The sequence below is a fragment of the Nostoc sp. genome, from assembly GCF_036917455.1.
Classification (GTDB): domain Bacteria; phylum Cyanobacteriota; class Cyanobacteriia; order Cyanobacteriales; family Nostocaceae; genus Nostoc.
Genome location: NZ_JBALDK010000217.1, coordinates 41795 through 53415, shown reverse-complemented (window position 1 = coordinate 53415; position 11621 = coordinate 41795). Strand labels below are relative to the sequence as shown.

The 11621-nt window shown below is 40.8% G+C and carries 11 protein-coding genes; 6 read left to right on the top strand and 5 right to left on the bottom strand.

Translation table 11 applies throughout. The features are described 5' to 3' along the window. Positions 1-605: metal ABC transporter solute-binding protein, Zn/Mn family (locus V7K42_RS23790; protein ID WP_334919740.1), on the bottom strand; the 605-nt coding region annotated here is incomplete at its 3' end. 656 nt (positions 606-1261) lie between these two features. On the opposite strand from V7K42_RS23790, the gene V7K42_RS23785 reads away from it, so the two are divergent. The 6 genes from V7K42_RS23785 (at position 1262) to V7K42_RS23760 (ending at position 6257) form a co-directional block, all read left to right on the top strand. Continuing rightward, on the top strand, positions 1262-1597 hold the full coding sequence (locus V7K42_RS23785; protein WP_334919739.1) for a hypothetical protein: 336 nt from the start codon (positions 1262-1264) through the stop codon (positions 1595-1597). A gap of 507 nt (positions 1598-2104) precedes the next feature. Then, positions 2105-2455 carry a YtxH domain-containing protein gene (locus V7K42_RS23780; protein ID WP_334919738.1) on the top strand — a complete coding sequence of 117 codons (351 nt, stop codon included), beginning with the start codon at positions 2105-2107 and terminating at the stop codon, positions 2453-2455. 11 nt (positions 2456-2466) lie between these two features. Continuing rightward, the gene (locus tag V7K42_RS23775; RefSeq protein ID WP_334919737.1) at positions 2467-3006 is read left to right on the top strand and encodes a DUF948 domain-containing protein; all 540 of its coding nucleotides are present in this window, start codon (positions 2467-2469) and stop codon (positions 3004-3006) included. Positions 3007-3189: 183 nt separating this feature from the next. Further along, positions 3190-3999: a TPM domain-containing protein gene (locus V7K42_RS23770; protein ID WP_334919736.1), complete on the top strand. Its 810-nt coding sequence runs from the start codon at positions 3190-3192 to the stop codon at positions 3997-3999. Between the two features lie 104 nt (positions 4000-4103). Beyond that, positions 4104-4733 carry a precorrin-8X methylmutase gene (locus tag V7K42_RS23765; RefSeq protein WP_334919735.1) on the top strand — a complete coding sequence of 210 codons (630 nt, stop codon included), beginning with the start codon at positions 4104-4106 and terminating at the stop codon, positions 4731-4733. Positions 4734-4841: 108 nt separating this feature from the next. Continuing rightward, the gene (locus tag V7K42_RS23760; RefSeq protein ID WP_334919734.1) at positions 4842-6257 is read left to right on the top strand and encodes a right-handed parallel beta-helix repeat-containing protein; all 1416 of its coding nucleotides are present in this window, start codon (positions 4842-4844) and stop codon (positions 6255-6257) included. Positions 6258-6440: 183 nt separating this feature from the next. On the opposite strand, the gene V7K42_RS23755 is transcribed toward V7K42_RS23760, so the two are convergent. The 4 genes from V7K42_RS23755 to V7K42_RS23740 form a co-directional block, all read right to left on the bottom strand. Next, positions 6441-7121, bottom strand: a complete 681-nt coding sequence (locus tag V7K42_RS23755) for a phosphate ABC transporter permease (protein WP_334919733.1) — start codon at positions 7119-7121, stop codon at positions 6441-6443. A 32-nt stretch (positions 7122-7153) separates the two neighbouring features. Continuing rightward, complete coding sequence (dapB, locus tag V7K42_RS23750) at positions 7154-7990, bottom strand: 4-hydroxy-tetrahydrodipicolinate reductase (protein ID WP_334919732.1); 837 nt, start codon at positions 7988-7990, stop codon at positions 7154-7156. 537 nt (positions 7991-8527) lie between these two features. Then, positions 8528-10312 carry a diguanylate cyclase domain-containing protein gene (locus tag V7K42_RS23745; protein ID WP_334919731.1) on the bottom strand — a complete coding sequence of 595 codons (1785 nt, stop codon included), beginning with the start codon at positions 10310-10312 and terminating at the stop codon, positions 8528-8530. Positions 10313-10321: 9 nt separating this feature from the next. Then, positions 10322-11302 (bottom strand): ABC transporter substrate-binding protein, encoded by a 981-nt coding sequence (locus tag V7K42_RS23740; RefSeq protein ID WP_334919730.1) that lies wholly within the window; start codon positions 11300-11302, stop codon positions 10322-10324. Positions 11303-11621 lie beyond the last annotated feature (319 nt).

Below are 11621 nucleotides of genomic sequence, written 5' to 3'. Positions count from 1 at the left end.
ATACTAGCAATTCTTGACTTAATCCAACTATCTAATTGAGTTAGTTCATTTGTGACTTTTTTAGTATTGCTAGTATAAGTATCAGCATCTCTAGATTCTAGTTTTTTCAGGTTACTATTAATTACCTCTACCATCCTGATAGCATTCTTGGTATTATGCCAAACATGAGGTTCAATTACATTTTTGATCCCTTTTTGAAATTGTTGTGGTTTAGACACTGCAAGTTGACCAACAGCAACTTTGGGTACAGGGTTTTTAGTTGCTTTAATTAATTTGATGAGATTTGGTTCTAAGTTATAGCCATTATAGAGAATAAGATTAGCTTGCTCAATAGCTCTATGATCTTCCGGCTTTGGTTTATAAACATGAGGATCGGCACTAGGATCAATTAAGCAGGTGAGGTTAACTGTATTCCCAGCAACTTGTCTGGTTAAGTCACATAATATACTTGTTGTTGCTACAACTTTGGGAAGATTCTCATTTACCTGGGTATCAGTTTGAGTAAATGTAGTTCTTGCAGCTTGATTTCCACACCCAAAAAATCCAATCGTCAAAGCAATAAAAATGACTCTGAAGGAATTAGTTGATAGTAATTTTTTTGACATCCTCACCTCATACTGGATATATAAAAAAATAATCATTATCAGTAACAGATTAGTGAAATATCAGGAGTAAGCCTTCAACAAGGAAGAAGTTAAAGTTTAAGGCAAGAGGGGCAAGCCTTCGGCTAGGAAAATTGTATAAGGCGAAGAGGAATTAATAGACTCTCTGCTTTCACACTTTCCTTTTACCCAGCGCACATTCAGCAATTTTTGCTTAGTGAAGCAATAGTGCGGTTTTATAGGCAAAATGTTAGTTAATTTCACGCGACAGACTGGAAAACTGGTAGAGCTAATAGCACAATAATAAAAGCGATGCTGGGAAGCCTCCGGTAAGGAGTGGAGTGTTGTTCTCTCACCGAAATTAAAGGGGCTGTGCCATTGCGCTTACTACCGCAAAGATCGCAAATCAACTGGAATTATCAGGTTAATGTATGGAACGGAGTAACGCTGGGGCTTATTGAGCATACGGGTTGATTTCGCAAACCGAGTCGTGAATCTAAGGCAATTGTAGCTGTGGTTTTGTAAGGTGTGAGCATATAGTTGTTACAAAATTTGCGAATTGGCGATTTTTTGATTCATGCCCAAAAAATCTAAAATATAAAATTCGTAGTCAAGTATATAGAAAAATTCCTCAAAGCTGATATTGGTGAAGATAAACAATGGTCATTTTAGTTATCCTCGTTAATACCCTCATTTCGCTAATACTACTCTATGTGGCTTGGCGGATGTGGCAACTTAAGCAGCAGCTAGCATACATTGCAGATAGATTAACTTTCTATGAAATTTGTACCCATAGAGCCTTGAATCAAGCACCCGAAAACATTTATCTCAGCCAGGAGAATATTTATCAGTTACGGCAGAGAAATCAAGGGCTACAAATGCAAATCCAACAAGTGCGGCAAATTATCAGTCTACTTTTGCAAGGACAGCAAATCTGGCAGCGTTATTTTCGGAGGCGACAGTTAATATCCGGGAAAAGAGCTATTGCAAAATGAGTTATATCAAGTTCACATGAACATTTATAATTAGGTCTGACACGAGGGTGTAAAGATCGGGTGGCATAGGGAGGGAAGCAGGAAGTTTTCAATTATAAGTAATTAATGGTTTTAATATTTAATGAATAAAAGCAACATTTTTGGCTGATATTTTGTCACGATAGATTAACTGACTAAAATCGGTAGAGTCTTGCAAGGAGAGAAAACCCACCTAAACCCGCATTTCTCACAAGTTTGAGGCGAAGGAGGGGCAGAGGGGCAGGGGAGGCAGGGGAGGCAGGGGAAGCAAGGGAGGCAGGGGAGGCAGGGGAAGCAAGGGAAGAAAAAACTAATACTCGCATTTCTCACAAGCTTGAGGCGAAGGAGGGGCAGAGGGGAAAGAACTTGGTATTTGAACTCTCCTCAGCTCCCCTGCTCCCCTGCTCCCCTGCTCCCCTGCTCAAGCGCAGGCTTAATCGACCTGTGGTGAGAAATCCGGGCTAAAATAGGTGTAAGGAGAGAAACAACATGTCTAATAACCGTTCTGGAGTATTTATTGGCGGTTTTATGCTGGGAGCTACCATCGGTGCGTTAACCGGTTTGCTCGTGGCTCCACGCACAGGGCGCGAAACGCGTAAAATTTTAAAAAAATCTGCTGATGCTATCCCAGAATTAGCAGAAGATTTATCAACGAGTGTGCAAATCCAAGCAGATCGTCTCTCTGCCAGCGCACTACGAAACTGGGATGAGACTTTAGATCGATTACGGGAAGCGATCGCAGCAGGTGTAGATGCCAGTCAGAAGGAAAGCCAAATCTTAAAGCGGCAAACATCTGCTGAAAACTCAGATTTTCTTCCCCAACAATTAGAACGCTCATAAATGATATCACCGTGATTGACCCCCTGTTTTGGTTGGGACTCTCCTTACTTTTAGTCGCCACAAGCTTGACTGCGGTTTTAGTGGCGGCAATACCGGCTTTGCAGGAGTTAGCACGCGCGGCTCGCAGTGCAGAAAAGCTATTTGATACCCTCTCACGGGAGTTACCGCCCACTCTAGAAGCTATTCGTGTAACTGGTTTGGAAATCACTGACTTAACTGATGATGTCAGTGAAGGTATAAAAAGTGCCAGTCAAGTAGCCAAACAAGTCGATCAAAGTCTTGATAATGCAAGAATTCAGGCTCAAAATCTGCAAGTAGGTACACGCAGCATCTTTGTTGGTGCGAAAGCTGCTTGGAGAAACTTCACCCGCCAGAAACCCACGAGGCGAAACAGCGATCGCTTACCAAGCAATGAACAACCACCACTAACGTTGCGAGAACGAGAAATGCTCAGGCAAGAAAATCGCCGGATAAAAACGGAACTATATCGCACTCATGAGGGTTACAACGACGCTGCTAATTGGGAAAGCAATTTTGATGACGAAGATTAAATTGATTGGGAATGGGAAGATCGAGGAGAAATAAGCGATCCCCAATGCCCGATTACCAAAAACGCTTTGCTTTGATCCCTTACATTAGAGTAAAGTAAACAAGTGTAAAGAACTATCATTTTTCTAGTACTCTTTTAAAACAACTTGTTCACTTCTACCGTTGATATTTGTATAAAAACGTCCATGCAATCTTGTTTTTGGCGACGAATTCTGGTATCTATTGCAGTATTTTTCCTGGCTGGGTCAATTTGGGTGATGCATTCTCCCCCAGCACTGGCTTATGACAATCCTGAGTTACTCCCTGACACCTTTACTCCAGTTGTAGACTTAGCTAAATCTCTACCTGTGCTGCAAGAAGAAAAGCTTGTCAAAGATTTAGAACAGTTTGAAGCCGATACGGGCTGGAAACTGCGAGTATTGACCCAGTATGACCGCACCCCAGGTCGGGCAGTGATCAAATATTGGGGTTTGGATGACAAAAGCATTTTACTAGTCGCCGATTCTCGTGGCGGTAACATCCTCAGTTTTAGCGTTGGTGATGCTGTTTATGAACTTTTACCCAGAACATTCTGGATAGAACTGCAAACCCGCTTCGGTAATTTGTACTTTGTCCGCGAACAAGGCGAAGACCAAGCCATTCTGCAAGCTTTAGAATCAGTTAAAGGCTGTTTGCTCAAAGGTGGTTGCAATGTTGTTCCTGGACTGCCACGAGAGCAATGGATTCTCACCTTGATTACCTCAGTCATTGGTGGGGTAATTTGTGGATTTGCAGCTCAACCCCGCGAGAAAGGACAAGTTTTTGCTTGGCAATGGGCTTTAATTTTCTCACCTTTGTGGGGAATCTTATTTATCGCCTTTGGTATTGGGCCAGTGGTGACGCGCACAAGCGACTGGCTACCTTTAGTTCGCAATATCTCTGGTTTTATTATCGGTGTTTTGGTTGCCTACCTATCTCCTATTTTCAGTCGGTCTTCTTCTAGTAATGAGTTATGAGTGCTGAGTTAGAAGTTATGAGTTTTTAATTAACTTATAACTCCTAACTCCTAAATGCCTGAAGCTGATAAGCTGAAAGCTAATATTTAAGAAGCTCAACAAAAATGGAATGGCACGTAACTGATGCTCAAAGTTTAGCAATCATTGACAATGAAATTGAAAATCATGTTCTTTCACCCGCAGAATACGAGATTGTGCGGCGGGTAATATACTCTACAGCTGACTTTGAGTATAAGTCTTTGATTCGTTTCTCTGAGCGTGCCTTGCAAGCAGGAGCAGCAGCACTAGCCGCGCGGACCACGATTGTGGTAGATGTGCCGATGGTACAAGTAGGTATTGCCTACGAAATTCAAAACACCTTTGCTAATCCGGTGTATTGCAGTATGGAAGCTTTGACACGACCTCAAAAAGAAAAAACTCGGGCAGCTTGGGGAATCGAAACCTTAGCAAAGCGTTATCCAGAGGGCATTTTTGTAGTAGGTCAAGCGCAAACAGCACTAACAGTACTAGTAGATTTAATTGAAGCTGAAGAAATTAGACCTGCTTTGATAATTGCGACTCCAGTGGGATTTGTTGATGTTGATGAAGCGAAGGGGCGTTTACAAGACTCCCTAGTGCCTCATATTACTATTGAGAGTCGCAAAGGTAATGCAGTTGTAGCAGCTGCGATCGTTGATGGATTGGTAGACTTGGCTTGGCAAGCCTATGGACAAGATAGAAGTCGGGGAAGTTAGGAAAGTCGATAAGTCGATTGGATTGTACTTTTTATGTAAAATATTATTTAAAATTACTGAAGATCCTGATATTTTTGTTAAGTAGTGCCGAGAAAGGAGCCTTTTCTTGTGGTAATTCAAGGTTTCAGATTAAGCGCATATCTTGCAATTCCCGTGGTGTTGAGTTTTTTGGTTGAGGGAGACAAGATCAAAGTATCTTCAATTGAAAATCTTCACCAGGTATCCACTAACAAGGAAATTATCCTACCCATTCGTGAGCTAATCAGCACTAAGACGAGTCCGAAAATATACTATGTTAGTGGTAATGGAAACGACAAAAATAGCGGACTCTCTACTTCATCCGCTTTTAGGACAATTCAAAAAGCAGCAAATCTGACTAACCCTGGCGATACAGTATTGATTATGAACGGAGTATACACAAATTCCGCTCAAGCTGGGAGTGCAGTCACTATTCAACGTTCTGGAACTGCAAAATCATGGATTAGGTATAAAGCATATCCCGGTCATTTTCCAAAAATTCAACATAATACATGGAACGGTATTCTGATTTCAAAGGGAGCTTCATATATCGAGCTAAATGGGCTGGAGGTGATAGGGAACAATGCCAACATCACCCTTGATTATGCATTAAGTCAGAAGACTAATAGATCGAATCGGTTTACAAGCGGAAACTGCATAAACATTGACGGACGAACCAGTGGTCATGTTCATCACATAAATATTGTGAACAACAAAGTGCATGGCTGTGGAGGAACAGGTATCGCAGTAATTGAGGCTGATTATGTGAAGGTGGATAATAACACTGTATTCGATAATGCTTGGTATGGTGTTTATGGTGGTAGTGGTATCTCAATGTTGCACAATTGGAATTCTGACAGCAACCAGGGATACAAAATGTTTGTTACCAACAACAAGACCTATAACAATCGCATGTACATCCCTTGGATTGAAGTCGGTAGGATCACAGATGGTAATGGCATTATTATCGATGGTTCCAGGAATGAGCGACAAGACTCAAAGTTGGATGCATATATAGGGCGTACTTTAGTTAAAAACAATCTTGCATTTAATAATGGTGGTTCAGGCATTCATTCATTTTTAAGCGATCATATTGATATTGTAAATAACACGGCTGTTTTAAATAATCAGAGTCCAGAAATTAAGGGAGGACAGATATTTGCCCATACCTCATCTGATGTCAGAATTCTAAATAATATTCTCTATGCTTTTCCTGGTAAAGATATTAACGTTAACACTAAAAATCAAAACGTTGTTTATGACTATAATATCTATATCAATACTTCTAAGATAAGTGTTAAAGGCCCTCACGATATTGTTGCAGATTCCAAGTTCTTAAAAAAGTATCCCACTCTAGAGAAAACATCTCGCGATTGGAAATCGCGGCTAGATAAACAAAACCCGCCAACGCGGACATATCTAGAGCCGAAGTCGGCAGGTTTTGTTTGTGGGCCAGTCACCTATCGTTTGAAAGGGAAGCTTATAAAGGTGGGATGCTCTCTGTAAAATACAGACATCGTTTGGTCAACTATCCATACAGCAGTTTTGTTTTTAAATGGGTACAAAACGTAGGACTCAAAATCACAGATAAAAAGTTTCTATCTCCTGCCTCAAAACCCTTAACTTTGTATTTCATGTAAAGGAAAACTGCTAAGTTCCCACCCCAGTCGGAAGGTAGGTGGGAATCGTTTACTCCTCTACTCTCCGCCGCCGACGCGGCTTTTGTTGGTCTTCACGCAAGCGGCGACCGACTTCATTAAAGAAATCCCGCCGCAGATAAGGATAATCGCTAATCCACAAATCACGACTGGGAATGTATATATCGCTGAATTGTTCAATGCTGCTCAAATCTGCGCGATTTGACAGCACTACCATTTCGGCAATTTGACCGCGAGTAATAACTTTGTGGGCAGGACGTAATGGTGCTACAAATTCAACGCTAAACCCTGTTTCATCACCCACCTCTAAGTTAATCTGTTTTTCTCGGTTTTCCACAATCACCAATTCGCCTTTGTTGTTGACTGTTTCGGTTTTACCCATCAATTGGTCTGTAATCCACCAATCTAGAACTCGACCACGAAAAAAGCCACCATACTTGTAACGGCGGCATTGCAAATTCCGCATACTTGCTTGAAACACTGGATACCACAACCAAAAAAAAGCGCTAACTATGCCCAGCACAAATACTATTGAAGCAAAAGGAAGCCTAAAAACGACTGTTAAAAGCAAGATGGCAACTACGGCAACTACCGAAATTAAGAGCCGTTGCAAAAAATTTGAGAATTTCCCCCAGTAGTACTTATACTGCAAACCAGTGGCAATCAGGGGGATAACTTGTTCAAATTTCTGGCGAGTCAGTGGTACTAACATGAGTGCTGAGTGATGAATGCCCAATAGTGAGTTTAAAGTATCTTTTCTAATCCATATACTAACGACTTTAGCGCTAAAACTTGGCGAATCGCTAGTAGCACTCCTGGCATATAGCAAGCGCGATCGCTCGTATCATGTCGTAAAGTATAAATCTGTCCGGCTGCGCCAAAAATAACTTCTTGATGGGCAATCAATCCTGGCAAGCGCACGCTATGGATTCTAATCCCTTCATCTGCTATACTGCCTCTTGCTCCTGCTAATTTCTCCGTTTCTTCTACAAGAGCAGGGTTAAAAGTTTTACCCAATTCTCCTAGTAACTGCGCCGTTTGAATCGCAGTACCACTGGGAGCATCAGCTTTTTGGTTGTGATGCAGTTCGATAATTTCTACGTGGTCAAAATATTTGGAGGCTGCGATCGCAGCTTGTTGCAATAGCACCATGCCAATGGAGAAGTTCGGAATAATTAGACAACCTGTGCTAGCTTTGTCGGCAAAGTCTGCCAAATCTTGAATTTGTTCTGGACTTAACCCAGTGGTGCCAACAACTGGACGAATACCGTAAGCGATCGCACTACGAATATTGTCATAAACTGAATCTGGGTGAGTAAAGTCTACAATCACCCCTGGAGGAGATTGTCTATCACCAGCCACATACCCTAACATCGGTTCCAATTGATTGGTAATTGGCACTTCCAGAGGTTCGCTTAAACCCGCCAATTCTCCAGCGTCTTTATCTTGATGTTCCAAACTGTGGTCAATTGCACCCACTAGGTTTAAGTCAGGCGCTTGTGCCACCGCCTTAATCACCTCACGGCCCATTTTACCAGCAGCACCGTTGACAATAACCGGGATAGGAGCTTGATTCGTCATAGGTCGAGAAATACTTGTTTGAGCTAACAAAGGAATTGTAAAGACTTTAGCGATCTAGTAGCTAGCTTTTCAAATCTCTGGCTTAGTTCTGACAACCTTAATTTATGCAGCTAACCGCTCAGTTTTTCTACCTCTAAAGCAGAGCAGTTCTCATTTTCATCCCACTATCTTAGCCAGTAACCCATTTTATTTACTACATCTCCAAAAATAATCCCACACCGTCCCTGATAAGTAGTTCTTATAAAGGCTATCAGTCTTTGTTTTGTCAAGTCTACTTGACTACTTGTAATATAGTTGTTATATTTATTTACATAACTTAGCAAAGCCCAAGCTTAACTATCTAACTGGTGTTAGCTAAGAAAAACAGATTTCGGTATCGCTACATCTCATCGACATTTGGACTTCTCCCATCTACCTCGGCTATTAAGTCGGGGTTTTTTGTGTCCTCGATAGTAATTAATGTGATGTGCAACTTATGCCGTCACAAGACCATTGAACTGTAATGGTTTCAAATCAAACAGACGACTTTTGATACATCTAGTCAGTACAATAGCGATCGCGCCCCTTATGTTTGGCATTGTACAGGGCTTGATCGGCGGAAAGGATGAGTGTATGTGGGTTGATGTCGCAAGTGGGTATAACAGAACTAACACCCAAACTAAGAGTGACAATATCCTTAATATCAGACTGTGCATGGGGAATGGCTTTATTGTGAATTGCTTGCTGAATACTTTCTGCTACTTTGATTGCTCCTAGTAAGTCAGTATTGGGGAGAAGTACTGAAAATTCTTCTCCGCCGTAACGCGCTACTAAATCACCAGGACAATGAACCATCTGTTGCATTGTTTGCGCGATCGTAATTAGACAATCATCGCCTCCAAGATGACCATAGTAGTCGTTGTAAAGTTTGAATTTATCAACATCGCATAAAATCAGTGATAAGGGTTGTTGTTCTCGTGCAAGACGTTTCCATTCTGCTTGTAGTCGTCCATCGAAGCAGCGACGGTTAGCCACCTGAGTCAAACCATCTAAATTTACCAGTTGTTCTAATTTCTGATTTGCATCTTCTACTTTTTCTTTAGCAATTACTAACTCTGCTGTTCTTTCTTGTACCCGTTGTTCCAAAGTTTCCAAAGATGTTTGTAACTGAAGTGCCATGTTGTTAAACGATTTTGCTAGTTGGCCTATTTCGTCTTTTGAGCTAATTTCGGCACGGATATCTAAGTTACCTGCGGTAAACTCGAAAACTATATTTGTAAGATAAATTATTGGCTTTGTTAGCAGTTGCCCAATGGCAAAAGCGATGATTGTCACTACTGAAGCGATAATTGCAAATAGAAACATTGCGTCACGAATTTGCTTTTCTACAGGTACTAGGGCAACAGCAAGGGGTTGGGCGAACAATACAGACCAAGGCTTATATTTTAAACGAGCGATCGCAATCAGATTAAGCTGATTACCTGTTTCTGACAAAGATGCAATTAAAGACGATTGCTTGCTATCCAATGCTTGCTTAAGTTTTAACTCATTAGTTGCCAATTCCTTGATAGGTGAATTAGGCAAACGCCCTTCCCTTTGTAATTGAGTTACCACATGTAAAGGCAGAGTTATAATGGATTTAAAAAGGAGTTTTGGTGCAATATTATGTGCTATATAAATATTATTTTCATCTAAAAGAATAGCAAAAGATTTTTTTCCAGACCGTTCAGTTTCTCGATTTACTAACTGTTGAACAACAGTAGCATTGTATGAGACACGCAATACACCTAATATATCTCCTTTGGCATTGCGAACCGGACTGCTAAAATAGAGAGTAACAAGGTCAGTAATTCTCGGCGATCGCTTCATGCTAGAAACAAAGGATAACTGAGTTTGCAGTGGTTTCTTAAAATAATCTTGAACTGATTCATCTTTGCTAATGTCAAGTGTACGTGTATCCAAGACATTTTTCCCCTTTAAGTCGAGCAAAGCATAAGAGAGAATATTCAGCATATCTTTGCGACTAAGACGGATTAATGTTTCCGTCGCCAATTGCATTTCGGGACTGTCATATCGCTGTTTTGGAGTGAGGCTGAGGTAGCGTGCCAAACCTGGTAAAAGCGCCTCTACGCGCACGGCATTAAGATTTGCATCAATAAAAGCATCTATTCTGTTACTGGTTTCGTTAGCCGCCGCAGATAGGGCTTGTTGAGCGTTCTCAGTTAGTACTTTTTCAGTTGTCTGTTTGTTGATAAATGCCAATAACAGCAACGGAATAAAAGCAACAATGAGAAATGAAGCGATCAACTTTGTACGGATACGGCCCAAAAGAGATTGCTGCATGGCATTAAATTAGGAAGCAGGGTTCAAGAAAGAAGAATTAAACAAACTTTTTAGCTCAGGAATGCGCGTCACGTTTCCAGCACGAATAAAAAAATCTGCATATATCTTGGCAGTTTTGTAAATGGAATTAGGGTTACTAGATTGAAATAATTGTTGATTTTCACCTAAATCAGTTAAGTTTACTCCATCTAAAGAAAGTGTACTGGTAGGAATTTTTAACGCTTTGCTGACGATTGCATTTCCTTCTTGAACATTTGCTTTCCAGTAGGCCGAGGCTTGCAGCCATCCTCGCACAAATGCACGAATGTCTTCGGGGCGATCGCGGACTGTATCACCGCGAAAAATAATCATATCTACAATCAAGCCAGGAGTTTGTTTGCTGGTAAATATGATATGTCCTCCTAATTTAATAACTTTAGAAAGATGAGGTTCCCAAGTGTGTCCGGCTTGAATAACATTATTTTTCAGTCCTTGAGGAATTTCTAAAGCTTCTAATTTAACCAACTTCACATCATCGCTGGTTAAGTTAGCACTTTTAAACATCTCAGTCACGAAAACTTCACTAAAACCGCCTAGATTTGCGCCTAGTTTTTTCCCTTTCAAGTCAGCGACGGTTTTAATTTTTGATTGAGCGACTACCACATCTCCTCCTGTTGATTCATCTATAACTAGCACGCTTTGTATATCTGGATTTGTGGCACTCAAGATGATAAAACTTCCTAAAGATAATGAAATACCATCATACTTACCTGCGCTGAAGTTTGCTTGTTCTAATTTTGTGTATAGTTTATAAATTATTTCCACATCTACACCTTGGGCTTTGAAGAATCCTTTTTCTTGAGCAATGATACCTGGATACTCTCCAACAAAAGATCCATGTATAACTTTCAAGGGAGGACGTTTGGATTCAGTTGGTGTCCAAGCATGGCAAGCAAATAGTATATAGGTAGTAATAATAAAAAAAGCAACGTATTTAAGTAGATTAAACATAGAAGATTTTGCCAAACATATAACCGTAAAATTGAGTTTCATATTCGCAGACAATTAGTGGCTGTCCCTGTTTTATTACCCTAATAAGATGATAGTTAAGTCGCCACAGAGCCATGTTGCTGTTTTCGATAAAATAGACCTCTTGCAAGACCCAATAAATTATACCGTGTATCTAAAAGTTTACACTGAGTGAGTTTCTAGTCAAGAAAGATGGATGAAAAAAGAGGCAAGGGCAATAATTTCACACCGCTTCATCAGTAAGGTGATACACCAGAGAGTATTTGCCAAAATCTAATGCCTTATCCGAAGCGTCCCTGTT

Bases quoted from the DNA above. Each gene is read 5' to 3' on its own strand.
- V7K42_RS23740 (WP_334919730.1), bottom strand. From the start codon at position 11,302: ATGTTTAATCTACTTAAATACGTTGCTTTTTTTATTATTACTACCTAT.
- V7K42_RS23770 (WP_334919736.1), top strand. From the start codon at position 3,190: ATGCAATCTTGTTTTTGGCGACGAATTCTGGTATCTATTGCAGTATTT.
- V7K42_RS23780 (WP_334919738.1), top strand. From the start codon at position 2,105: ATGTCTAATAACCGTTCTGGAGTATTTATTGGCGGTTTTATGCTGGGA.
- V7K42_RS23765 (WP_334919735.1), top strand. From the start codon at position 4,104: ATGGAATGGCACGTAACTGATGCTCAAAGTTTAGCAATCATTGACAAT.
- V7K42_RS23755 (WP_334919733.1), bottom strand. From the start codon at position 7,121: ATGTTAGTACCACTGACTCGCCAGAAATTTGAACAAGTTATCCCCCTG.
- V7K42_RS23745 (WP_334919731.1), bottom strand. From the start codon at position 10,312: ATGCAGCAATCTCTTTTGGGCCGTATCCGTACAAAGTTGATCGCTTCA.
- dapB (WP_334919732.1), bottom strand. From the start codon at position 7,990: ATGACGAATCAAGCTCCTATCCCGGTTATTGTCAACGGTGCTGCTGGT.
- V7K42_RS23785 (WP_334919739.1), top strand. From the start codon at position 1,262: ATGGTCATTTTAGTTATCCTCGTTAATACCCTCATTTCGCTAATACTA.